This window comes from Microbacterium pumilum (genome assembly GCF_039530225.1).
Classification (GTDB): Bacteria; Actinomycetota; Actinomycetes; order Actinomycetales; family Microbacteriaceae; genus Microbacterium; species Microbacterium pumilum.
The window spans coordinates 2813656-2837274 of sequence record NZ_BAAAOH010000001.1 but is presented as its reverse complement, the minus strand read 5'-3'; the positions used below and the strand labels follow the sequence as shown (position 1 = coordinate 2837274).

Below are 23619 nucleotides of genomic sequence, written 5' to 3'. Positions count from 1 at the left end.
CGGACCCACTGTTCCTCCACACCCGGGTCGACGGCCGTCGATTGTGCACCGCATGGCGCAGACAGGCTCGCCGCCGTCGTCCGTCCGGACACTTGGGGGTGTGACCCCCGAACCCGACGAACGCCTCCTGGCGCCGTACCGCCCGGTGCGCCGAGTGGGCGTGGAAGACGTTCCCTGGTCGGGAATGCTCGTCCGAATGGCGGGGGGCGAGTCGAGGGTGCTCGTCGACGCCGACCAGTTCGCAGCCGACTGGGCGGGGTGGGCAGCCGACCCGGAAGGTCATGTCCTCACCGCGCTGGATGTCGCCCGCCGCGCGGACGGTCACAGCCTGGCATTGCCGCTGTGCGTGGAACGGGTGGCGGACTTCCTCGTGCGGCGATCGTCGAGCCGGGTGCCGCTGTCGCTCGGCGAGATCGTCACGCTGAGTGTGAGCCTCATCCGCGGCGTGACCGAGATCCAGGCGGCACCCCGCATGAAGGGGCAGTGGTGGCTCACGGATGCGGGGCGTCCGGTCCTCGTCACCGACGTTTCCGATGCCGAAGCCGTGGCGCACACGGCGCAGCTGCTGCGGACGCTCGAGGGAGACCCGCGCTGCGACGCCGCCCTCGCTGCCGGGGCGCGGGCAGTGGAAAGCGAACGCCTGTCGGCACACGATCTGCGCACTGCCGAGGAGCAGCTCTTCGCCGTCGCAGATCCTGAGCCGCTCGCGACCTCGCTGCTCGGCCCTCGGGCCGCTCGCGACTTCTTCGCGGTCGATCGCGAGCCGGCCACGGCGATCGATGACGACCCTCGTCCATTCACGTGGGTCGACACGATCGCCCGCCACGTCGACGCAGATCTCGCCGACGTGGTGTCTCGCGCGACCACCGGTGTGTGGCGCAGGCTCAGACGACCGCGGGCGACCTCGCGGAAGCCGTGGATGCTGGCGGCGGCTGCCGCGGCGGCGGTGCTGGCGGCCGGGCTGTTATGGCCGACGGGGGCCGGGGGCCCGGCGACGGCCGAGACGCAGGGATCAGACCCGACCGCACCGGTGAGGACGCCTACCGCCAAGACGCCGTCCCCCACCGCGGGGACCTCGGTCGACGCCGGCGGAGGAGCCGCACCGGCCGACCTCGTCGCGGTGGCGAATGCGCTCCTCGCTGCTCGCACGACCTGCGCGGGCGAGGTCGGCTGTCTCGCCGGGGTGGTGCTCGATCCCGCGGCGGCATTCGACGCGGGCGCCATCGACCTCGATCCGTCGCAGCGCACGACGACCCTGCTCGACGACTTCGGCGGAATGGCCGTGCTGCGGGTGGACGGCGCGGACGGCGCGGCGGCGTCTCAGCTCGTCGTCGTGATGCTCGACGACGACCGCTGGCTGCTTCGCGACGTTCACCTTGCGAAGCAGCCGTAGCGGCCGTGCGATCAGATTCCGAGCTGGCTTTCGAAAGCCGCAGCCTCGAGACGGGCCTTCACCGCGCCGAGGAACCGCGCGGCATCCGCACCGTCGATGACGCGGTGGTCGTATGACAGCGCCAGGTAAACGTAGGACCGCACCGAGATCGCGTCCTTGCCGTCGACCGACACGATGCCCGGGCGCTTCACGACCACACCGGTGCCGAGGATCGCCGACTGCGGCAGGAAGACCACGGGGGTGTCGAAGAGCGCGCCGCGCGAGCCGGTGTTGGTCAGGGTGAACGTTCCGCCGGCCAGCTCATCGGGCTTGAGCTTGTTGTCGCGCGTGCGCGCCGCGAGGTCGGCGATCTCGTGGGCGATCTGGGCCAGGTTCTTGGTCGCAGCGTCACGAAGCACGGGCGTGAGAAGCCCCCGCTCGGTGTCCACCGCGATCGAGAGGTTCTCGCTCGCCGGGTACACGATGTCGGTGCCGTCGACCGTGGCGTTGATCACCGGGTTCGACTGCAGAGCCTCGGCAGCGGCCAGGGCGAAGAACGGCAGGAACGAGAGCTTGTCGCCGGTCTTGGCCACGAAGTCGTTCTTCACCTTGTCGCGGTAGTTCGCGAGCTTGGTGACGTCGACCTCGACGACGGTGGTCAGCTGTGCCGTGGCCTGCATCGAGGCGACCGCGCGTTCGGCGAGCACCTTGCGGAGGCGGGACATCGGCTGCGTGGTGCCACGCAGCGGCGAGATCTCCACGGGTGCCGGGGCCGATGCAGCCGCGGCGGCGGGCTGCTCGGCGGTGGGGGCGGATGCGGCAGCCGCGGCGTTCAGGACGTCTTCCTTGCGGATGCGACCTCCCACGCCGGTTCCCGACACCGTCGACAGGTCGATGCCCTGCTGCTGTGCGAGACGACGTACCAACGGAGTGACATACGCGACGACATCCGAGTCGTCCGCCGGTGCGGGAGCCGCAGCGGCGGGCGCTGGTGCCGCGGGGGCGGGTGCCGCGGGCGCAGGCGCCTGGGCAGCGGGGGCTGGTGCCGGCGCCGGCGGAGTCTCCTGCGCGGGGGCGGGCTCGGGTGCTGTGTCGGGCTCAGCCGCGGTCGGGGCGTCGGCCTCGACCGGCTTCTCGGTCGACGGTGCTTCGGGGGCGGTCACGGCCGCGGCACCCGGCTCACCGATGCGCGCGAGGGTGGAACCGACTTCCACCGTCTCGTCCTCCTTGGCGAGGATCTCGACGAGCACGCCGGCGAACGGCGAAGGGATCTCGGTGTCGACCTTGTCGGTCGAGATCTCCAGCAGCGGCTCGTCGACCTCGACGCTGTCTCCGATGGACTTCAGCCAGCGGGTGACCGTCCCCTCGGTGACGCTCTCGCCCAGCTCGGGGAGCACGACGTCCTTGCCGCCCGATGCGGGCGCGGACTGCGGTGCAGGCGCCTCGGCGGGGGCGGGCGCCTCCGCTGCAGCGGGCGCAGGGTCTGCGGGTGCAGGTTCTGCGGGCGCGGCCTGTTCGGCGGCCGGCTCCTCGGCCGGAGCGGCCTGTGCGGCCGCGTCATCCGCCGCAGGCGCTGCACCGGACCCACTGCCATCGCCGATCTTCGCGAGGATGGCGCCGACTTCGACGGTCTCGTCCTCCTGGACGAGGATCTCTTCGATCACGCCGCCGACGGGCGACGGGATCTCGGTGTCGACCTTGTCTGTGGAGATCTCGAGCAGCCCCTCGTCGGCCTCGACGGTGTCGCCGACCTTCTTCAGCCAGCGGGTGACCGTTCCCTCGGTGACGCTCTCGCCGAGCGCGGGGAGGACCACGGAAGTGCTCATGGGCTTGTCTCCTTCAGGATTGCCGATGTCGTTCTAGCTTAGTGATGCGGTTCGGGCGAAGCGTCAGAGCGCGTGCAGTGGTTTGCCGGCGAGTGCGAGGAATGCCTCGCCGAGCGCTTCACTCTGGGTGGGGTGGGAGTGGATGTACGGCGCGACGTCTTCCGGGTGCGCTTCCCACCCGACGACGAGCTGGCCTTCGGAGATCAACTCGCCCACGCGGTCTCCCACCATGTGCACCCCCAGAACGGGACCGTCCTTGGCACGCACGACCTTCACGATGCCGGCCGTGCCGAGGATCTCGCTCTTGCCGTTGCCGGCGAGGTTGTACTCGTACGAGCTGATGCCGTCGGCGCCGTGGATGCCGACCGCCTGCGCTTCGGTGAGGCCCACCGAGGCGACTTCGGGGCTGCAGTATGTGACCTTCGGGATGTGGGTGTCCGGCACCACGACCGGCTTGAGGCCCGCGATCTCCTCCGCGACGAAGATGCCCTGCTGGAAGCCTCGGTGGGCGAGCTGCGGGCCCAGCACGATGTCGCCCACCGCCCAGACATGCTCGACGCCCGTCCGCAGGCGATCGTCGGTCACGACGAACCCACGGTCGAGGGTCACGCCGACCTCTTCGTAGCCGAGTCCCGCCGCCGCGGGCCCGCGCCCGACGGCCACGAGGAGGTGGTCGGCCTCGAAGGTCTTCCCGTCCTCGAGAGTCACCGTGACGGCATCCGACGTCTGTGTCGCGCCCTGGAACCGAACACCCAGCGAGTACGCGATGCCGCGCTTGCGGAACGCCCGCTCGAGCGCCTTGCTCAGGGTGACGTCTTCGTTGGGCACCAGGTGGTCCAGCGCCTCGACAATGGTCACGTCCGTTCCGAACGACTTCCAGACGCTCGCGAACTCGACTCCGATCACGCCTCCGCCGAGGATCACGACTCGATCGGGGATCGTATCCAGCTCCAGCGCCTGCTCGCTGGCGATGATGCGGCCGCCGATCTCGAGCCCTGGAAGAGTCCGGCTGTACGAGCCGGTGGCCAGGATGACATCCTTCCCGCGATAGAGGTCGTCGCCCACGCGGACCGCGGGGCCTGCCTCGAGCCGTCCCTCACCGGTGACGACCGTGATCTTTCGCGCTTTGACGAGAACCTCGAGCCCCCTGTACTTCTTGGCGACGATTCCCTCCCGATAGGCCCGAACACCCGCCATGTCGATGCCTTCGAACGACGCACGGATGCCGATGGTCGATGCATCCCGCGTCACCTCGGCGACCTCGGCGGCGTGGAGAAGCGCTTTGGTCGGGATGCAGCCTTTATGCAGGCATGTGCCGCCGACCTTGTCCTTCTCGACCAGAGCGACCGAGCGGCCGAGTTCCGCCGCCCGCAGGGCTGCCGCGTAGCCGCCGCTGCCTCCGCCCAGAACGACGAGGTCGAAGTCGTGCTCGGTCATCGTGTCGCCTCTCCTGCGATCAGGGTGATGAGCGTCCGCACCGTCGCGGCCGTCGGACCTTTGTCGGTGAACCCGAACGGTCCACCCTTGTTCATGCCGACGCCGGCGATGTCGAGGTGCACCCACGGGATGCGCGCTGCGTCCGGGTCATCGCTGGTGCGCCCTACGAAATGGCGCAGGAACAGGCCCGCGAACAGCGAGCCGCCGGCCGGGTCGCCGATCTTGGCGTTCTGCAGATCGGCGATGGGCGAGTCGAGGTCATCGATCATGTGCGCCGGAAGCGGGAGGTGCCAGGCCAGTTCGCCGGTCTCGGATGCGGCGGCGAGATATTCCGCGACCGCGGCGCCCTCGCCCATCACGCCGGCGTGCCGGGTTCCGAGCGCGATCGTGATCGCTCCGGTCAACGTCGCCACGTCGATGATGAGGTCGGGATGCTCGCGACTGGCCGCGACCAGTCCGTCTGCGAGCACGAGCCGGCCCTCGGCGTCGGTGTTGAGCACCTCCACTGTGGTGCCGTCGAGAATTCGCAGCACGTCTCCCGGCCGGGTAGCCCGACCCGACGGCATGTTGTCGGCGATGCACAGCCAGGCGGTCACCTTGACGGGTGCCCCCACCGTCGCGACGGCGCGCAGCACAGCCAATGCCGTGGCCGCACCGCACATGTCGTATTTCATGCCGACCATCGATGCCGCCGGCTTGAGCGAGAGTCCGCCGGTGTCGAACGTGATGCCCTTGCCGACCAGCGCGACATGCCTCGCGGCGCCTTCGGGGGAGTACTCCAGCCGGACGAGCCGCGGCGGCCGGTCAGAGCCCAGGCCCACGCCGATGATGCCTCCGTAGCCCCCTGCTCGGAGCGCGTCCTCGTCGAGCACCTCGACGGTCACCGGCAGTTCGGCTACCGAGGCGGCGGCCTGATCTGCGAAGTCCGAGGGCCCGAGCCACTCGGCGGGCGTGGAGACGAGATCCTTCACCAGGGCGACCGCCGAGGCGACGGCCGTCACACGCTCGAGGCGCTCCGGGTCGGCATCCGCAGATCCGTGCACCACGACTCGGGATGCGCGGGGCTTCGGCGCCTCGGACTTGTAGCCCTCGAACCGGTATCCACCCAGACCCGCACCCTCGGCGATCGCCGGCCAGAGGGACTCGTCCGCCACCGGCGCCGCGACGGCGATCGTCGCGAACCCGGTGATGGTGCGGATGGCGGCGCCGACGGCGTCACGCAATGCGGCGGCATCCGGATCTGTCCCGGTGCCGACGACGGCGAGGGGCTTTGCCGTGCTCTCGGGGGCGTGGATGCGCAGGATCGCCGACGGTGCACCGGTGAATCCGACGGCGAGCGCGGCTTCTCTGACGCCCGGCCAGTCGTCCAGCACGGGGAAGTCGCCTTCATCGAGAGGCGGAAGCGCCAGCAGGATGGCGTCTGCATCAGAGTCTCGGATCGAATCGCTGCGGTACACGAGCTCGGGAAACGACATGGACCCATCCTAGGTATCCCCGGGTGCGTCGCTCGGCGCCTGCTGTTCGCTGTGAGCGGGACCAGCCTGACCCGCGCGCGCACATGCGACTCGTAGCATGGATCCATGCCCCTCACCGGTCCGCTCTACGTGCGTTCGGCGTCCGCCCCGCCGGTGCCGCGCGCGTTGCCGCTCGTCATCGCGCTGACGGGGTTCACGGATGCGGGAAGCGCAGTGAGTCAGCTCGTGGACTATTTCCAGGACGAACTCGATCCCACTCCGCTCGCGGTCTTCGCCAACGATGTGCTGCTCGACTACCGCGCTCGCAGGCCGGTCATCTCGTTCGAGCAGGACCACCTCACCGACTATCGCCCGCCGCGGCTCGAGCTCGCCCTCGCGCACGACGCCCTGGGGCAGCCGTTCCTCCTCCTCTCCGGATACGAGCCGGACTTCGCGTGGGACGCCTTCACCGCCGCCGTACTGGAGTTCGTGGAGATCTTCGCGATCTCGACGGTCACGTGGGTTCACGCCATCCCGATGCCCGTTCCGCACACCCGCCCGATCGGCACGACCGTGAGCGGCACGCGCAGCGAACTCACCGAGGCGCACTCGGTGTGGCAGCCGCACACGCAGGTGCCATCGACGGCCGGTCATCTGCTGGAGTACAGACTCGCCGAGTCCGGAGCGAGCGTGTCGGGATTCGTCTTGCTGGTTCCTCACTACCTGGGCGACACCGAGTATCCAGCTGCGGCTCTGGCGGGTCTCGACAGCCTCACCGTCGCGACAGGGCTCGTATTCACGGGCGACGACCTCCGCGAAGAGAACCGGGAATACCTCGCGAAGGTGGACGAGCAGGTCGCGGGGAGCGACGAGCTGTCTCGAATGGTGCAGGGTCTCGAAGAGCGGTATGACGCCTACATGGCCGGATCGACGCTCGCGACGCCGATGATCCACACCGGTGACCTCCCCAGCGCCGACGAACTCGCCGCCGAGCTCGAGCGCTTCCTCGCGACCCGACCCACCGGCGACGACGACAAGCGCTGACCGCGCGGAATGCCCGACGCGCGGCGCGCGTTTCACTCATCGTGTCGGCATGGACGTCTGCAGTCCATGGCAAGTGTGAGACAATAGATGATCTGACCCGTTGTCAACCGGTCCCGCGAGGCTTCCTCAGCAGGGCGGGGACTTGACAAGGGTCTTACTAGTGTCCGAAATCTACCGGGGGACGAGCGACACTCCGTCCGTCGGTGAAAGGCGAACCGTGACCTCAGACACGACCACCACGACCCGCGCGCGCGGCCAGAAGGACGCCGCGAGCGATACGGTCCCAGACGATTCCGTTCAGAAGGCGCCGGCCGGCAAGGCCGCGCCGAAGACGACGGCCGCAAAGAAGTCCGCGACCGCTAAGGCGCCGGCCGGCAAGGCCGCCACCAAGGGCGCCAAGGCGCCGGCCAAGGCCGCAGGCAAGGGCGATGTCGAAGAGCTCGACGATGACGTCGAACTGGATGTCGATGCCGACCTCGACGAGTCCGAGCTGGCAGAAGTCGTCGTAGACATCGACGCGGATGCCGACGGCGATGAGCCCGCCGCACCCACCGCCAGTAAGGCGAAGAATGCGGCCGCCGAGCCCGAAGCCGATCACGAGGCCGCCGACGGCGACGCCGAGGACGACGAGGACGAAGACGAGACGAAGCCGGCATTCGCGGAGCCGCTCCCGACCGGAGCCATCATCATCTCGTCGAACGACGAGGACGACATCCCGGTCTACTCGACGCAGATCACCGGAGCGACCGCCGACCCGGTCAAGGACTACCTGAAGCAGATCGGCAAGGTCCCGTTGCTGAACGCGGCCGAAGAGGTCGAGCTCGCGATGCGCATCGAGGCGGGCCTGTTCGCCGAAGAGAAGCTGTCGCACATGACGCCGGCCGAGAAGTCGAACCAGACGGGCCTCGACCTGCAGTGGGTCGCCCGTGACGGCCAGCGCGCCAAGTCGCACCTGCTCGGCGCCAACCTTCGTCTGGTGGTCTCGCTCGCGAAGCGTTACACCGGCCGTGGGATGCAGTTCCTCGACCTCATCCAGGAGGGCAACCTGGGCCTCATCCGTGCTGTCGAGAAGTTCGACTACACCAAGGGCTTCAAGTTCTCGACTTACGCGACGTGGTGGATCCGCCAGGCGATCACCCGCGCCATGGCCGACCAGGCGCGCACCATCCGCATCCCTGTCCACATGGTCGAGGTCATCAACAAGCTCGCCCGCGTTCAGCGGCAGATGCTGCAGGACCTGGGCCGCGAACCCACGCCCGAAGAGCTGAGCCGCGAACTCGACATGACGCCCGAAAAGGTCGTCGAGGTGCAGAAGTACGGCCGCGAGCCGATCTCACTGCACACCCCGCTCGGCGAGGACGGCGACAGCGAGTTCGGCGACCTGATCGAAGACACCGAGGCTGTTGTTTCGGCAGACGCGGTGGGCTTCACGATGCTGCAGCGCCAGCTCGAGTCGCTGCTCGACTCCCTGTCGGAGCGTGAGGCCGGCGTGATCCGGATGCGCTTCGGCCTCGGCGACGGCCAGCCCAAGACCCTGGACCAGATCGGCGACACGTTCGGCGTCACGCGCGAGCGGATCCGTCAGATCGAGTCCAAGACGATGGCGAAGCTGCGGCATCCCTCCCGTTCGCAGTCGCTGCGGGACTACCTCGAGTGATGTCCGAAGCCAACGCCGGCAAGGCGCTGACTGTAGAACTAAACGGCGAGAAGGTGTCGCGGATCCCGATCCGCACGCATGTCGTGATGCCGGGTGACGACCTAGACGCGTTCGTCAGCCAGTACGCGACCGATGTCGTGCAGCCCGGCGACATCCTGTTCGTCACCGAGAAGATCGTGGCGATCACGCAGGGGCGGTCCTATCTCGTCGAGGACATCAAGCCGCGTCGACTCGCGCTGTTCCTCTCGAAGTTCGTGGTGCGCACGCCGTACGGGATCGGCCTCGGCATGCCCGAGACGATGGAGATGGCGCTGCGCGAGTGCGGCACGATCCGCATCCTGTTCGCGGCAGCGGTCTCGGCCGTGACCAAGCTGTTCGGCCGCAAGGGCGACTTCTATCGCATCGCGGGCGACAAGGCGCGCGCCATCGACGGCCCGACCAGTGGCACCATCCCGCCCTACAACAAGGCGGTCGTTCTCGGCCCGGAGCGTCCGCGCGAGGTGTCGGCGCACCTGAAGTCGCTGCTCGGCGGCACTGCGGAGGTTGCGGTCGTCGACATCAACGATCTCGGCGGCAACATCCTGGGGTCGACCCTCGATCGGGCCGGCGAGAAGCGTCTCGTCGCGATCCTGAAGGACAACCCGCTCGGCCAGGGCCACCAGTCCACGCCACTGGGCGTCGTCCGGCCCGCCTAGCCCTCGACAGGCTCAGGGATCGGTTCGACCGGACGAGTGACCCTTCGACAGGCTCAGGGACCGGTTCGGCAGGCTTACGGACCGGTCGCTGAGACATCGAAACGTCAGAACCCGATGGCCTCGCGATAGCGGGGCTTGTTACCGGTGCGGATGCCGGTGACGCTCGGCTTGTTCTCGTAGACGCCGGCACCCCAGTTGCCCTCGACGAGCACAGGTCCGGTGGGTGTCACGACGATGTCCCAGCCGACGTACTGCACCTGCGGCACGACACGTGCGACGCGATCCACGAAGGCTCGGACCTCGTCCATCATCGGCAGCCGGAAGTCGGCGATCCGGAACCCCGAATCGGGGTGCGTCTCGTGGACGTGCGCGTGCGAGTCATAACCGGCACCCAAGGCATGGCCGTTCTCGTCGAGCATCGTGTAGAAACCGCCGAAGGTCATCTGGTCCGAGACGGCACCCCGGCCGAACTTCTGCGCCATCGCGAGGATGTGGGCCCGCTCGCCGTCGAAGAAGGCGGTCACGCGGGTGGTGTTGACGGTTCCGGGGCACACGGCGGCAAGGTCCGGATGCTGCACGATGACCTCTTCGACGAGGAGCTCGCCGCGGGCGAACAGGCCGGCGTGGAAGGCATCCCAATCGTCGACCTCGGCCGCGTGGTAGCGGTGCACGCCCGTCCCGGCCTGGCCGACGGGCTCCTTCGTCACGATGGTGCCCTGGCGCTCGGTGAACGCACGCAGCTCGGAGGCGTTTCCCGCGTCGACCACCATCCACTCGCGATGGAGATGCTCCGAGAAGACGCGGTCGAACTCGACCTTGTCCTGGAAGATGTGCCGGTAGTCGGGGTGGTCGTACTTCTGTGAGAGCTCGTTCGAGACCGGATGGGTCATGTAGGTCGCCCGTTCGGCGGCGTTCAGAATCGCGAAGTCGTAGTCGACGTAGTCCTGGAATCCCACCTGCTTGAAGCCGGCCGACCACAGCATGTCGACGACGACGGCAGGCATCCACTTGCCGTGATGTGCGGACGTCTCTTTGGCGCGCTCGAACACCGAGCCGACATCGATGCGCCGTGCGCGTCCTGCGAGATAACGAAGGCGGGGCGCGAGGCCGAGGCCCTGAGAAGGCATGCATGCTCCGGGATGGGGATCGGGGGTCCCCGATAGTCTAGATGGCGTGACTGCGGCCGACCTGGATGCCTCCGCGTCTGCCGGTTCCACGCGCAGCGCGCCCGTCGCGCAGATCTCGCATGCCGCGCTGCGCGAGAACGTCAAGGTGCTCGCCCTGCCCGAGGGCACGCTCGTCGGCATGCCCGCCGACGCGTACGGGCACGGCTTCACGGAGGTCGCCGGCACCCTCGCCGCGGCCGGGCTTGCGGTCGCTGACGCGGACGTCGGCTCCCCGCACGCCGAGGCGCTGCTGGGCCTCGCTGACGGCTTCCATCCGGTGATGCGGCTGTCCGGCCGCGTGCTGTCGGTCAAGGTGCTCCGCGCCGGCGAGGGAGTCTCCTACGGGTACACGCACCGCGCCGAGCGCGATACGCACGTCGCGCTCGTCGTGGGCGGGTACGCGCAGGGCATCGTGCGGGCTCTGGGCAACCGGGTGTCGGTCTCGATCGCCGGGGAGCGGCATCCGATCGTCGGACGGGTCGCGATGGACGTCTGCGTCGTCGACATCGGCGAAACGCCGGTGCGACGCCGAGATGAAGTGGTCTTCTTCGGTGGATCGGATGGCGGCGAGCCGTCGATCGAGGAATGGGTCGCCGTCACGGGTCTCACCTCGGGTGAACTCGTCACCGCGGTGGGCCTTCGCGCCGTGCGGGAGCACCGACCGTGACCTCCGCGCTGAGGATCGACCTCGACGCGTTCGCCGCGAATCTCCGGCACATCCGAGGCGAGATCGCGCCCTCCGAGCACATGCTCGTCGTGAAAGACGACGCCTACGGCCACGGCCTCGTACCGATCATCCAGCGCGCGTGGACGGCGGGTGTTCGGTGGTTCGGCGCCTTCGACGTGCAGACCGGCGCCACCGTTCGCGCCACGCTGGGCGAAGATGCACGGATCTTCGTGTGGCTCGCCGGCTCGGACGACGAGATCCGCACCGCGATCGACCTCAGACTCGATCTCGGGGTCGGCGACCGGGATCTGCTCCACGATGTCGCCCGGATCGCGCGGGAGATCGCTCAGCCGGCTCGGGTGCACCTCAAGATCGACACCGGCCTGCACCGCAACGGCATCCGACCCGAGGAATGGGATGCGGCTGCGGCTGATGCGGCCGCCCTCGAATCGACCGGCGCGATAGGTGTGGTCGGCGTCTGGAGCCACCTCGCGGAGGCCTCGGACGAAGAAGACGATGCCGCGTCCGCGCAGTTCATCGCGGCCGTCGAGGCCTCCGAGCGCGCAGGGCTGAGACCTTCGGTCCGCCACCTCACCGCCAGTGCAGCCGCGTTCGCGCGCCCCGAGTTACGTCACGATCTGGTCCGGATCGGCGCTTTCGCGTATGGAATCCGGCCGGCCGGGGGACCAGACGAGGGGATGCTCGGCATCCGGCCCATCGCCACGCTCTCGGCACCCGTCATCCGTATCGATGACGAAGGCGCCCACGTTGCCCTGGGCGCCTTGCACGGTCTGCCGTCGACGCTGGCGGGCCGTGTCGTGGTCGCGAGTCCCTCGGGCCCGCGGGCACTCCTGCGCGTCGATCGTCTCGAGAGCGTCGTGGAACGCTGGCCTGAAGCGCTCCTCGGTGACGAGGTGACGTTCTACGGCGAAGGGGCCGCCTCTGCGACGGATCTCGCTGAGGCGTTCGCCAGCATCGGCGAGGAGATCGCCGTTCGGATCTCGCCGCTGGTCAGCCGCGAGTATCTCGGAGGCTGAGTCAGGACTCGATCAGGCGTGCCGTCTCGTCGTGCCAGCTGGTCGCGATCGCACGAAGCTTCTCTTCGTACTTGCGGCCGTGGTGTGCGCAGAACAGGAGCTCGCTTCCGTTCACCTCTGCGGCGATATAGGCCTGGGCACCACAGGAATCGCAGCGGTCCAGCGCCGTCAGTCGGTGCTCGAGAACGACACCCGGCTCGGTCGGTGTGGATAGCGTGTTCATCTCGGTGCCTCCTCGTATATGTAGAACTCCGGTGCAGGTAAGAAATACAACCACGCGTTTGTTACCAGAATGCCGCGAACCGATGACATTTCGCTGTGCGCGTACCCCGCATCCGCCTGGAGCGTGTCACCCCGACGCCGTCGCCGCCCCCGGATACGCTTGAGAATTGTGACCTCCGAGTATTCCGCCCATCACCTCCAGGTGCTTGAGGGACTCGAAGCGGTCCGCAAGCGGCCGGGCATGTACATCGGCTCGACCGACTCCCGCGGCCTGATGCACTGCCTGTGGGAGATCATCGACAACTCCGTCGACGAAGCTCTCGGCGGGCACGGATCGCGTATCGACATCGTGCTGCACGCGGACGGCAGCGTCGAGGTGCGCGACCAGGCGCGCGGCATCCCGGTCGACATCGAACCCCGCACCGGCCTCTCGGGTGTCGAGGTCGTCTTCACCAAGCTCCACGCCGGCGGCAAGTTCGGCGGCGGCTCGTACGCCGCTTCGGGCGGACTGCACGGTGTCGGCGCATCCGTCGTGAACGCCCTGTCCGAGCGGCTCGACGTCGAGGTGGATCGCAACGGCAAGACGTGGGCGATGTCCTTCCACCGCGGCGAACCCGGCGTGTTCTCGAACGGATCGCCGTCATCGACGTTCACGCCCTTCGAGACGAATTCCGAGCTGCGGGTTACCGGGCGTGCCGCGAAAGGCGTCACCGGCACCCGCATCCGCTACTGGGCGGACCGGCAGATCTTCACGAAGGATGCCGCCTTCAACCTCGACGATCTGGCGCAGCGCGCTCGCCAGACCGCGTTCCTCGTCCCGGGACTCGAGATCGTGGTGCGAGACGAACGTGCTTCGACAGGCTCACCAACCGCAGGCGCTTCGAGCACGGATCAGCCGGTCGAGACGAGGTATCGCTACGACGGCGGCATCTCGGAATTCGTCGACTTCCTCGCTCCCGACTCCGCGGTGACCGACACTTGGCGGCTCACCGGCTCCGGGACCTTCACCGAGACCGTGCCGGTGCTCCAGCCGACCGGCGCCATGGTGCCCACCGACGTCGAGCGCGAGTGCCACGTCGACATCGCACTGCGCTGGGGGACCGGATACGAGACAGTTTCGCGCTCGTTCGTGAACATCATCGCGACGCCCAAGGGCGGCACGCACCAGCAGGGGTTCGAGCAGGGACTCATGAAGGTGCTGCGCGCCCAGGTCGACCAGAACGCCCGGCGTCTCAAGGTCGGCAACGACAAGCTCGAGAAGGACGACATCCTCGCCGGTATGACCGCGGTCCTCACCGTCAGGGTGCCGGAGCCGCAGTTCGAGGGGCAGACGAAAGAGGTCCTCGGCACGCCCGCGGTGCGCCAGATCGTCAACAATGTCCTGACGCGAGAGCTCACGGCGCGATTCACGTCTCCCAAGCGCGACGACAAGAATCAGACGGCGCTGCTTCTCGACAAGGTCGTGGCCGAGATGAAGGCGCGCATCTCTGCGCGCTCGCACAAAGAGACCCAGCGGCGCAAGAACGCCCTCGAGTCCTCCTCGCTTCCCGCGAAGCTCGTCGACTGCCGTTCATCGGATGTCGCCCACTCCGAGCTCTTCATCGTGGAGGGCGACTCGGCACTGGGCACCGCGAAGCTCGCGCGCAACAGCGAGTTCCAGGCGCTGCTGCCCATCCGCGGCAAGATCCTCAACGTGCAGAAAGCCTCTGTCAGCGACATGCTCTCCAACGCGGAGTGCGCCTCGATCATCCAGGTGATCGGCGCGGGCTCGGGTCGCTCGTTCGATCTCGATGCGGCACGCTACGGCAAGGTGATTCTGATGAGCGACGCGGATGTCGACGGCGCCCACATCCGCACCCTGCTGCTCACCCTGTTCTTCCGTTACATGCGCCCACTGGTCGAGGCAGGGCGCGTGTTCGCGGCCGTGCCACCGCTTCACCGCGTGATCGTCATGAACCCCGGCACGAAGCCGAACGAGACGATCTACACCTACAGCGAGCCCGAGCTGCACACCCTGCTCACGAAGGTCACGAAGTCCGGACGACGCTGGCACGAACCAGTCCAGCGCTACAAGGGACTCGGTGAGATGGACGCCGATCAGCTCGCCACCACGACGATGGACCGGGGCGGGCGTCTGTTGCGGCGCGTGCGCCTGGAGGACGCCGAGAGCGCTGGTCACATCTTCGAACTGCTGATGGGCAACGAGGTCGCCCCGCGCCGCGAGTTCATCGTCGAGTCCTCGCACCGTCTGTCTCGCGACGCGATCGACGCGTAGCGGGTCGCTCGCCGAGTGACGGCCGCCGAGCGTGTCTGCCGCCCGAGCGGCGACGCCGTGGTTAACCTGACGCCATGGCAGTCGGCGGGAGCAGGCGCGTGCGTGCCGCTCGAAAGCGAAAGCGCCGCATGGATGCCGCCGACAACGACCTCACCGTCTCTCAGTGGGCGAGGATCCGTGAAGCCTGGGGCGGCTGTGCATACTGCGGTGCGACGGATGCCGCGCTCCAGCGCGATTGCGTCCTCGCACTCTCGCGAGGCGGCCGCTACACGATCGAGAACATCGTGCCGGCGTGCCGCTCATGCAACGCCAGCAAGAGCAACGATGAGGTGACGCGGTGGCTGCGGCGCAAGCGCCTGGACGAGCGAGCGTTTCTGCTGCGTCACCGCGAGGTCCTGGCGCTGCTGATGTCGGAACCCTCGATCATGGCCGCGCCGGTGGGCGCCGGTGACTCTCCTGTGATGGACGGCGACAGGGCCCTGACGAGTGCGCAGGTCGGCGCTATGCCGCCGTCGTGAGGCGGCTCCGCAGCAACGACGGGTCGACGTGCAGCGCGTCGAGCAGGGCTGCCGCGGGATCCGGTTCGTGCCGGTCGAGCAGCGCGAGGAGCAGATGGCGTGACGTGATGGCTCGCGCCTTCTCGGCCGTCGCGGTGACGAGGGCGCCCTGGAGCACCGACTTGGCGCCGGACGTCATGCGCGGAACCCGCCTGGCGCCCGCCGATCCTGTCGGCTCGAACTCTCCGATGGTGAGGCCGATCGCCGCAAGCGCGTCACGATCGAGCTGGTCGGCGGCTTTCTCGGCGGCTGTGGCATCGACGCCCACGGTCTGAGCCACCGCGCGGTCGTGCAGCAGGGCGAGCAGCAGGTGTTCCGTGCCGATCCGCCTGTCGCCGCGGCGACCCGCCTCGCGCCGTGCTCCCTCCACCGCAGACCGGGCTTCCCGGGCGAATCGCTCAAACATTGCCTTCCCGCTTTCCATACTTCGTGTGCACCGACTGGCGCGTGACGCCGAGTGCGTCGCCGATCTGCTCCCATGACCATCCGGCGCGTCGCGCCGCGGCGACATGCAGCGCCTCGACCTTTTCGGCGAGACGGTGCAATGCACCGACCGCGCGCAGCCCTGTGGCCGGATCGGTGGTACGAAGCGATTCGAGATCCCATGACTCCATGCCTGTCAGTCTGGATTGACGGTGCGTGGTTTGTCAAGTCAGACTGACAGATGACCTCGATGGCGCTCGCGAGCCGGGGTCAGACGAGGGTGCGGCCGACCGAGCCGATCGCGGCCGGCAGCGGCTGGCCGGAGGCGTCGCGCTTGGCGGTCGCCGGCGGCAGCGTCCGCGCCGAGCCGTCCGGACCGACCGCCAGCGCAGGCGTCCGCCCGATCCACGCGAGCGTCAGCCGATCCTCGCCGCGCAGGAACGTGTGCGCCCGCACTCCGCCTGTCGCGCGACCCTTGGCGGGGAAGTCGTCGAACCGCGAAACCTTGATCCGACCGGCATCCGTCCCCGGCAGCACCCCGTCCGCACCCGACACCGTGACGGCGATCACGTCGTCGCCCGATGCCTCGCCGAAGAACACGACCTCCGCCTTGGCCGACAGGTTGATGCCCGCCATCCCACCTGCTGGAGCTCCTTGCGGTCGGACCGCGGAGGCGGAGAAACGGAGCAGCTGTGCGTCGCTGGTCACGAACACGAGCTCCGCGTCATCCGCCGCCGACGCCGCACCGACGACTGCGTCGCCCGGCTTGAGTCCGATGATCTCGAGCTCGGGGCGAGGGGTCAGACCCGAGGGCACGATGCGCTTCACGACACCCTGCCGGGTGCCCAGTGCAAGAGGCGTGTCGTCGTCGAACCGGATGAGTGCGATCACCCGCTCGGTCTTGTCATGGATGCCGAGATAGTCGCGCAGCAGAACGCCGGCCGCGAGCTGCACTGACGCCGGCGGCACAGACGGCAGGTCGACGGGGCTGAACCGGACGACGCGCCCGGCCGTCGTCACCGCGCCGAGCTCACCGCGGATCGTCGAGGCCGCCGTGTCCAAGACGGCGTCGTGCTTGCTCCTGCGCGCGGGCACGGTGAGATCCTGCCCCTCGCTCAGGTCCACTCGCACGGCTCGCCCCGTCGTGGAGAGCACGACGACGGTGGGCGCGTCGGCGATCTGCAGATCGGGAGCCGGCGCACCGCGGGTGGGACGGGGCGCGGCCGGCTTCGCGTTCATCAGCATCGTCCGCCGCGGCGTGCCGTGCTCGTCCGAGGCGGCTTCGAGCTCGCGCGCGACCTGGGCACGGATGAGCACCTCGCTGCCCAGCAGCGCCTGCAGCTGAGCGATCTCGGCCTTGAGCGAGTCGCGCTCCGACTCGAGCTCGATCCGCGAGAACTTCGTCAGCCGGCGCAGGCGGAGCTCGAGGATGTATTCCGCCTGGACCTCGCTGAGGTCGAACACCTCGCGCAGCCGGGTGCGCGCCTGCTCGCTGTCGTCCGAGGTGCGGATGACCTGGATCACCTCGTCGATGTCGAGGATCGCGATGAGCAGTCCCTCGACCAGGTGCAGGCGCTCTTCGCGCCGCGCGAGGCGGAACCGGCTGCGTCTCGTGACGACCTGAATGCGGTGGTCGAGGTAGACGCGCAGCAGCTCCTTGAGCCCCAGCGTCTGCGGCTGCCCTTCGACGAGGGCGACGTTGTTGATGTTGAACGAGTCCTCGAGCGGGGTGAGCCGGTAGAGGTGGTCGAGCACCGCCTGCGGATCGAACCCGGTCTTGATGCCGATGACGAGCCGCAGACCGTGGCTGCGGTCGGTCAGGTCGGTGACATCCGCGATCCCGGTCAGGCGCTTGGCCTGGACGGCATCCTTGATCTTCTCGATCACTCGTTCGGGACCGACCTGGTATGGCAGCTCGGTCACGACCAGGCCGGTGCGACGGGGGCCCAGCGACTCGATGGCGACCTTGCCGCGCACCTTGAACGCGCCGCGACCCTTGGTGTACGCGTCTTTGACGCCGTCGAGGCCCATCACGATCCCGCCCGACGGGAAGTCGGGACCGGGCACGAAGTCCATGAGGTCTTCGACCGTCGCGTCCGGATTCTCGAGCAGGTGGATGGCGGCCGCGACGACCTCGATGAGGTTGTGGGGCGCCATGTTCGTCGCCATGCCGACCGCGATGCCGGCCGCACCGTTCACGAGGAGGTTCGGGTAGGCCGCAGGCAGCACCGCCGGCTGCTGGAATTGGCCGTCGTAGTTCGGGATGAAGTCCACGACATCTTCGTCGAGGTTCTCGGTCAGCGCGAGCGCTGCGGGCGCCAACCGGGCCTCGGTGTAGCGAGGCGCGGCGGGGCCGTCATCCAGCGACCCGAAGTTGCCATGACCGTCGACGAGCGGCACGCGCAGCGAGAACGGCTGCGCGAGGCGCACCAGCGCGTCGTAGATCGGCGCGTCGCCGTGCGGGTGGAGCTTTCCCATGACCTCGCCGACGACGCGGGCGCTCTTGACGTGACCGCGGTCGGGGCGCAGGCCCATATCGGCCATCTGGTACAGGATGCGGCGCTGCACGGGCTTCAGTCCGTCCCGCGCATCGGGAAGCGCACGCGAGTAGATGACCGAGTACGCGTACTCGAGGAAGGAGCCCTGCATCTCGGTCGAGACGTCGACGTCTTCGATGCGTTCTTCTGCGGCGGGGGAGGAGTCGGTGCGGGATGCGGGCATGACGATGAGGCCTCGGTGACGGCGGAGCGGCAGGGGCCTCCCGCGGGTGTGCGAGACTGACCCCGATGTCCCTCAGCCTACCCGCGGACCCGCCACGGGCCCGGAGCCTCACCGGTGTCGTGCCGCAGATGCTCGCCTCGCTCGAGGGCCGTTCGGATTGGTTCCGGCCCGCGACGAGCGCGATCGTCTTCGTGCTCGACGGGCTGGGCGCGCACAACCTCGCTGCGCGCACGGGGCATGCGCGTTTCCTGTCCCAGGCCTCGTCGAAACGGGATGTCGCCCGCACCGTCTTCCCGAGCACGACGGCGTCCGCCCTCACGAGCCTGCTGACCGGCACCATGCCCGGCCAGCACGGCATCGTGGGCTATCGCGCCCGCATCCCCGGCACCGACGAGGTCGTGAACCAGTTGCGCGGCTGGGACACCGACGGCCTGCCGATCGAGTGGCAGCGATCCGAGCCACTGACCGTCGGGCGTCCGAGCTTCGCCGTGTCGAAGGCCGAGTACGCCGACACCGGCTTCACGGCGGCGATTCTGCGCGGTGCCGAGTTCCACGCAGCCGAGGGCCTCGACGAACGGGCCGAGCTCGCAGCCGACCTCGCCGCGCGCAACCCGGGTTCCTTCGTCTACGTGTACGCGCCCGAGCTCGATGGGCTGGGCCACCGGCGAGGGTGGCAGTCCGATGAATGGTTGGCCGGGCTCGAGCAGGCGGATGCCGCCGCGCGCACCCTCGACAGCGCGATCGCGCGCGGCACAGGAGTCGTCGTGACCGCCGACCACGGCATGGTGGACATTCCTCTCCACCGGCATGTGCTCCTCGCCTCAGGCGACGAAATGGTCGACGGAGTGCGTCTCATCGGCGGTGAGCCCCGGATGCTGCACCTCTATGCGGAGGATGACGCCCAGAGCGATGTGCTCGCCGTCTGGCGCGCGCATGAGGCATCCCGCTCGTGGGTGCTGTCACGTTCCGAGGCGATAGCTGCCGGCCTCTTCGGGCCCGTCGCGGACGAGGTGCACGATCGGATCGGCGATGTTCTCGTGGCAGCCCGGTCGGGGATCGTGTACTACGACGACCGGCTGACCGACAAGGGTGCCCAGAAGATGGTCGGGCAGCATGGCTCGCTCTCGAACGAGGAGCGCATCGTGCCCCTCATCCGTCTCGGCGCCTACGCCTGATCAGTCCTCGGTGCGAGCTCCGAACACGATCTCGTCCCACGACGGCATCGATGTGCGTCCCTTGCGCCGCCCGGCCTCGGCCACTGCCGATGCCGGCGCGTCGTAGTCCGGGATCGGATCGGTGTCGACGGGGGCCTCGTCATAGCCGGGCTCGAGTGCATCGAACAGGGCGACGGGGGAGTGGGACCGCGGAGCGGCCACGTCGTCCAGACCTGGCAGCGGCTCACGCTGCCCACGCCGGCGGCGGAGGGCCTCCAGCAGGTCGGCGGTCTCGGCCGACGTCACGTTGGGCTCGTTCGCACGCTTCATCGCGGCCTCTTGAACGGCCGGGGCGGTCGGCGTGCTCAGCTCTGGCGTCTCGAGGTCGGCGTCGGGAAGTCTCCGGGGCCCGAACGCGCCGCTGTCGAAGCGCGTTTCATCCTTCGGCGGCACGGTCTCGAGAGCGCGCAGCCGCGGGATCAGTCCGTCAGGCAGGGAACCCTGCCGTGACAGCTGGATCGCATCGGCGTTGAGAGGAGACAGCGTGCTGCGACGCGGCTCGAAGCTCCACCGCGCGTCGTGATCGACATCCGACGCGGTGAACTGGAGCTTGACGATCCAGCCCGTCGGCTCTTTCCAGCTGGTCCAGCGTTCCCCGGTCGCACCCGCTTCGGCAAGCTTGCCCCGCACGGCCGAGCCGAACGTGGGATGTGCGTCGCCTTCGAGATCGCCGCCGAGCAGCACTGGCACGGCCAGGGCCTGCGCGACGACGTGTTCGCGCTCGGCGAGCACCGGAGTCTCGAACCGCGCGACGTCCTCCACCCGGGCTCCGAGCAGCGCCGCGACCTCTTCGGCCGACAGTCCCGCCCGGATATGCGCCTGGATCTCGCGCGGACTCGGCCGATTCGCCGATGGTTCGGCATCACGCTCGCGGCGTGCCCTGCGGAGCTCCATGCGCAGCACCTCGTCGACGGCGAGCGAGAATCGCTCGCCCGAGTCGGTCGCCAGGACGAGCACCTCGTCCTCGGTACCGATCACCTTGAGCTGTTCCATGCGGACGCCCTCCGATCCTGCGTGTCGGCCCATGCTTACACGGCCAACACCGGCGAGCGGGAATATCCAGCGCGTGCCGCGAGTTTCAGCACCGGCACGGACTACTCCGATCAGCAGTGCATTTGCGAAATCGGGGGAGGTCGTGCAAACTATGCCCGCTCGAAAGGGCGAATGCACCCCAGTGATTTCCGGAAGTTGAGACGTTTACGAATGGCAACCGACTACGACGCCCCCCGCAAGACCGAAGACGACAGCGAGTCGATCGAGGCTCTCAAGGAGCGAGTGCCCGACAAGCTGTCGGGCTCGGTCGATGTGGAAGACGCCGACAACCCCTCGGGATTCGAACTGCCCGGGGCGGACCTGTCCGACCTCGAGCTCGACGTCGTCGTGCTGCCCGCGCAGGAGGACGAATTCACATGCTCCAACTGCTTCCTGGTGAAGCATCGCTCGCAACTCGATCACGAGGGCGCGGATGGCCCTATCTGCTCGGAGTGCGCCGCGTAGCCTGAGCGAGCCGGAGCGCCGCAGCGAACCGGTCCGGCGTCCGCGATGACACCACCCACATCGGGGTGGGGTCGTCCGGGTCGGTCACGGTGATGATCACTATCCCGTCGATTCCGCCGCGGATGACATGCCACGAGCGCGGGTCGAGACCAGCACCGCGTGCGTGGCGTGCCGGGTCGCCGGTCAGGACGACCGCGTCGCCGAGCAGGTCGACATCGATGTGAGCGCGTCCGGCCCGCAGTACACCGTCGCGCACATCGAGGACCGGTGCTCCCGCGACCATCAGCGCGATGATGGCCACTCCGACCCCGGCGCCGATCACGAGGGCGATCGTGGTGTTGAGCGGGGCGAACACCAGCGCCGCCATGGGCGCGGCCACCGCGGCACTCACGAGCGCCCACAACGATGGACCGAGCCGCTCCCGGTACTGGGGGCCGACACTGCGCGCTGTCTTCTGCATTACCCTCGTTGGGTGACTGAAACGGTGGACGTCCTCATTATCGCCCCCGACGTTCCCACCTACGCGCATCCCGGTGACGCCGGAGCCGACCTGGTGGCCGCCGAGGCGGTGCGCCTCGAACCCGGCAGGCGGGCCCTCGTGGGCACGGGTGTCCGCATCGCCCTTCCCGAGGGCTTCGCCGCGTTCGTCGTCCCGCGCAGCGGGCTCGCGACGAAGCACGGGATCACGATCGTCAACTCGCCGGGAACAGTGGATGCCGGCTACCGCGGCGAGCTGAAGGTCACCCTGCTCAACACCGACCTCGATGAGGCGTACGACATCGCCGTCGGCGACCGCATCGCGCAGCTCATCGTGATGCCCGTCACGCGCGCACAGTTCATTCCGGTCGAGGCTCTGCCCGAGAGCGTCCGAGGCGATGGCGGCTTCGGATCGACCGGAATCAAGAAGGACGGAATCCTCGCATGACCGACCCGACATCCTCGGACGACGGCATCCCCGTCGACGACGACCGCACAGCCGCGCCCGCATTGCCCGACCGCGCAGTCCTGGGCCCCTTCGATGAGACCGAGGCGAATCCGGTCCGTCCGTACATCGACCTCGGCGGCATCAAGATCCTCCCCCGCGAGGGCTTGAACCTCCGGCTCGAGGTCGAGGAGCAGACCAAGCGGATCGTCGCGGTCGGCCTCGACTACGCCGGCTCCACCCTTCAGGTGCAGCCGTTCGCCGCGCCGCGCTCGACGGGACTGTGGGAGGAGACGCGCGAGCAGATCCGCGGGCAGATCCGCCAGCAGGGCGGCCGCGTCGAGGAGCGCCAGGGACCGCTCGGTCCCGAGCTGCTCGCGGAGGTGCCCGTCGTCGCGGGCCCGGACAGCACCGCGGGCAAGCGCCTCGCGCGCTTCGTGGGCGTCGACGGTCCGCGCTGGTTCCTCCGCGGCGTCATCGGCGGAGCGGCGACGGCCGACGTCGAGGCGGCCGAGAAGATCGAGGACCTGTTCCGCTCCATCGTCGTGGTGCGAGGCGGCTCGCCTATGCCACCCCGCGACCTGATCCCGCTGCGGATGCCGGCAACACCGGGCACCACGTGAGCGACGAACCGCGCCCGGACACCCCAGAGACGCCGTCGTCCGGCAGCGAGAGCGCGCCGCAGTCGGCGTCCGACATCCTCAGCGCGGCTCTCGGCGGAGCGGCCCGTCGGGCCGGGCTCGACCCGGCCGAGGGCAAGTCGACGGGGCACGTCGTGTGGCGCGCAATGGGCGGCTGGCGCGGCATCCTGGAGTCGGTCGTCCCGGGGCTCGTGTTCATCATCGCCTACACGGTGACGATCGATCCGAGCACAGGTCAGGGCGACCTGTGGCTGTCGCTGGCGCTCTCGGTCGGCATCGCCGCGGTCTTCGTCGTGGCGCGTCTCATCGCGCGCCAGCCGGTCAACGCGGCGGTCGGAGGGCTGATCGCGGCCGGCGTCGCCGCGGCGCTCGCCGCTTTCACGGGACAGGCGAGCAACAACTTCATCCCGGGCTTCATCACCAACATCCTGTACGGATCGGCGTTCCTCATCTCGGCGCTCATCGGATGGTCGCTCATCGGCCTCGCGGTCGGCTTCCTCATGGGGGAGGGAACGGCGTGGCGTCGCGACAAGCGCAAGCGCCGCGCGTTCTTCTGGCTCGCGATCGCATGGGCGAGCCTGTTCGCGGCGCGGCTCATCGTGCAGGTCCCGCTCTACTTCGCCGACAACGTCACCGCGCTCGGAACGCTCAAGCTCGTGATGGGCATACCGCTGTTCGCGCCGATGGTCGCGGTGACCTGGCTGGCCGTCAGAGCGCTCTACCCGCCCACTCCGAAGTGATACATTTATCTTGACATCAAGATAAATTCGCCTCGTCGCCGGATTAGGTGAA

The 23619-nt window shown here is 68.7% G+C and carries 23 protein-coding genes; 13 read left to right on the top strand and 10 right to left on the bottom strand.

From position 1 onward, the window contains the following. Positions 1-100 precede the first annotated feature (100 nt). Positions 101-1393, top strand: a complete 1293-nt coding sequence (locus tag ABD188_RS12660; RefSeq protein WP_344062736.1) for a hypothetical protein — start codon at positions 101-103, stop codon at positions 1391-1393. An 11-nt stretch (positions 1394-1404) separates the two neighbouring features. Here the strand turns inward: ABD188_RS12660 and sucB are convergent, their stop codons facing one another. From sucB to ABD188_RS12645, 3 genes are all read right to left on the bottom strand, one after another. Continuing rightward, the gene (sucB, locus tag ABD188_RS12655; RefSeq protein WP_344062733.1) at positions 1405-3198 is read right to left on the bottom strand and encodes a 2-oxoglutarate dehydrogenase, E2 component, dihydrolipoamide succinyltransferase; all 1794 of its coding nucleotides are present in this window, start codon (positions 3196-3198) and stop codon (positions 1405-1407) included. Between the two features lie 63 nt (positions 3199-3261). Beyond that, the gene (lpdA, locus tag ABD188_RS12650; protein ID WP_344062730.1) at positions 3262-4635 is read right to left on the bottom strand and encodes a dihydrolipoyl dehydrogenase; all 1374 of its coding nucleotides are present in this window, start codon (positions 4633-4635) and stop codon (positions 3262-3264) included. Further along, the gene (locus ABD188_RS12645) at positions 4632-6110 is read right to left on the bottom strand and encodes a leucyl aminopeptidase (RefSeq protein ID WP_344062727.1); all 1479 of its coding nucleotides are present in this window, start codon (positions 6108-6110) and stop codon (positions 4632-4634) included. The genes lpdA and ABD188_RS12645 overlap by 4 nt, the downstream gene beginning before the upstream one ends. 105 nt (positions 6111-6215) lie before the next feature. Here ABD188_RS12645 and ABD188_RS12640 point away from each other — a divergent pair, with 105 nt between their 5' ends. The 3 genes from ABD188_RS12640 (at position 6216) to ABD188_RS12630 (ending at position 9485) form a co-directional block, all read left to right on the top strand. Continuing rightward, a complete protein-coding gene (locus ABD188_RS12640; RefSeq protein WP_344062724.1) occupies positions 6216-7133 on the top strand; it encodes a proteasome assembly chaperone family protein in 918 nt (305 codons plus the stop codon). Between the two features lie 217 nt (positions 7134-7350). Then, complete coding sequence (locus ABD188_RS12635) at positions 7351-8790, top strand: RNA polymerase sigma factor (RefSeq protein ID WP_344062722.1); 1440 nt, start codon at positions 7351-7353, stop codon at positions 8788-8790. Beyond that, entirely contained in the window at positions 8790-9485 is a 696-nt protein-coding gene (locus ABD188_RS12630; RefSeq protein WP_344062719.1) for a coenzyme F420-0:L-glutamate ligase, read from the top strand. The genes ABD188_RS12635 and ABD188_RS12630 overlap by 1 nt, the downstream gene beginning before the upstream one ends. Positions 9486-9589: 104 nt before the next feature. Here ABD188_RS12630 and ABD188_RS12625 read toward each other — a convergent pair whose 3' ends face one another. Beyond that, the gene (locus ABD188_RS12625) at positions 9590-10612 is read right to left on the bottom strand and encodes a sugar-transfer associated ATP-grasp domain-containing protein (protein ID WP_344062716.1); all 1023 of its coding nucleotides are present in this window, start codon (positions 10610-10612) and stop codon (positions 9590-9592) included. Between the two features lie 46 nt (positions 10613-10658). Between ABD188_RS12625 and ABD188_RS12620 the strand changes: the two genes are divergently transcribed. Then, complete coding sequence (locus ABD188_RS12620) at positions 10659-11318, top strand: alanine racemase C-terminal domain-containing protein (RefSeq protein ID WP_344062712.1); 660 nt, start codon at positions 10659-10661, stop codon at positions 11316-11318. Next, positions 11315-12355, top strand: a complete 1041-nt coding sequence (locus tag ABD188_RS12615) for an alanine racemase (protein ID WP_344062709.1) — start codon at positions 11315-11317, stop codon at positions 12353-12355. Before ABD188_RS12620 ends, ABD188_RS12615 begins: the two co-directional genes overlap by 4 nt. A 1-nt stretch (position 12356) precedes the next feature. Here the strand turns inward: ABD188_RS12615 and ABD188_RS12610 are convergent, their stop codons facing one another. Next, entirely contained in the window at positions 12357-12578 is a 222-nt protein-coding gene (locus ABD188_RS12610; RefSeq protein ID WP_344062706.1) for a DUF7455 domain-containing protein, read from the bottom strand. Between the two features lie 165 nt (positions 12579-12743). Between ABD188_RS12610 and ABD188_RS12605 the strand changes: the two genes are divergently transcribed. Continuing rightward, on the top strand, positions 12744-14852 hold the full coding sequence (locus ABD188_RS12605) for a DNA gyrase/topoisomerase IV subunit B (protein ID WP_344067086.1): 2109 nt from the start codon (positions 12744-12746) through the stop codon (positions 14850-14852). A 74-nt stretch (positions 14853-14926) separates the two neighbouring features. After that, complete coding sequence (locus ABD188_RS12600; protein WP_344062703.1) at positions 14927-15370, top strand: HNH endonuclease; 444 nt, start codon at positions 14927-14929, stop codon at positions 15368-15370. On the opposite strand, the gene ABD188_RS12595 is transcribed toward ABD188_RS12600, so the two are convergent. The 3 genes from ABD188_RS12595 to ABD188_RS12585 all read right to left on the bottom strand — a co-directional run bounded on the left by ABD188_RS12595 (position 15354) and on the right by ABD188_RS12585 (position 18553). Continuing rightward, positions 15354-15815, bottom strand: a complete 462-nt coding sequence (locus ABD188_RS12595; protein WP_344062701.1) for a Clp protease N-terminal domain-containing protein — start codon at positions 15813-15815, stop codon at positions 15354-15356. The genes ABD188_RS12600 and ABD188_RS12595 overlap by 17 nt on opposite strands. After that, a complete protein-coding gene (locus ABD188_RS12590; RefSeq protein WP_344062698.1) occupies positions 15808-16023 on the bottom strand; it encodes a helix-turn-helix domain-containing protein in 216 nt (71 codons plus the stop codon). The genes ABD188_RS12595 and ABD188_RS12590 overlap by 8 nt, the downstream gene beginning before the upstream one ends. 79 nt (positions 16024-16102) lie before the next feature. Further along, complete coding sequence (locus ABD188_RS12585) at positions 16103-18553, bottom strand: DNA gyrase/topoisomerase IV subunit A (RefSeq protein ID WP_344062695.1); 2451 nt, start codon at positions 18551-18553, stop codon at positions 16103-16105. 65 nt (positions 18554-18618) lie between these two features. Here ABD188_RS12585 and ABD188_RS12580 point away from each other — a divergent pair, with 65 nt between their 5' ends. Further along, positions 18619-19728, top strand: coding sequence for an alkaline phosphatase family protein (locus ABD188_RS12580; protein WP_344062691.1), 1110 nt, complete (start codon positions 18619-18621; stop codon positions 19726-19728). Here the strand turns inward: ABD188_RS12580 and sepH are convergent, their stop codons facing one another. Beyond that, positions 19729-20760 carry a septation protein SepH gene (gene sepH, locus ABD188_RS12575; RefSeq protein ID WP_344062688.1) on the bottom strand — a complete coding sequence of 344 codons (1032 nt, stop codon included), beginning with the start codon at positions 20758-20760 and terminating at the stop codon, positions 19729-19731. 210 nt (positions 20761-20970) lie between these two features. Here sepH and ABD188_RS12570 point away from each other — a divergent pair, with 210 nt between their 5' ends. Beyond that, positions 20971-21264 (top strand): DUF4193 domain-containing protein, encoded by a 294-nt coding sequence (locus ABD188_RS12570; RefSeq protein ID WP_344062685.1) that lies wholly within the window; start codon positions 20971-20973, stop codon positions 21262-21264. Here the strand turns inward: ABD188_RS12570 and ABD188_RS12565 are convergent. After that, complete coding sequence (locus ABD188_RS12565) at positions 21239-21724, bottom strand: DUF3093 domain-containing protein (protein ID WP_344062682.1); 486 nt, start codon at positions 21722-21724, stop codon at positions 21239-21241. The two genes, ABD188_RS12570 and ABD188_RS12565, sit on opposite strands and share 26 nt — an antisense overlap. A 12-nt stretch (positions 21725-21736) precedes the next feature. On the opposite strand from ABD188_RS12565, the gene dut reads away from it, so the two are divergent. Genes dut through ABD188_RS12550 form a run of 3 tightly spaced genes read left to right on the top strand, consistent with a single transcriptional unit; the run spans position 21737 to position 23567 of the window. Continuing rightward, complete coding sequence (gene dut, locus ABD188_RS12560) at positions 21737-22189, top strand: dUTP diphosphatase (RefSeq protein WP_344062679.1); 453 nt, start codon at positions 21737-21739, stop codon at positions 22187-22189. After that, entirely contained in the window at positions 22186-22809 is a 624-nt protein-coding gene (locus ABD188_RS12555; RefSeq protein WP_344062677.1) for a DUF3710 domain-containing protein, read from the top strand. Before dut ends, ABD188_RS12555 begins: the two co-directional genes overlap by 4 nt. Continuing rightward, the gene (locus ABD188_RS12550) at positions 22806-23567 is read left to right on the top strand and encodes a DUF3159 domain-containing protein (RefSeq protein WP_344062675.1); all 762 of its coding nucleotides are present in this window, start codon (positions 22806-22808) and stop codon (positions 23565-23567) included. The genes ABD188_RS12555 and ABD188_RS12550 overlap by 4 nt, the downstream gene beginning before the upstream one ends. Positions 23568-23619 lie beyond the last annotated feature (52 nt).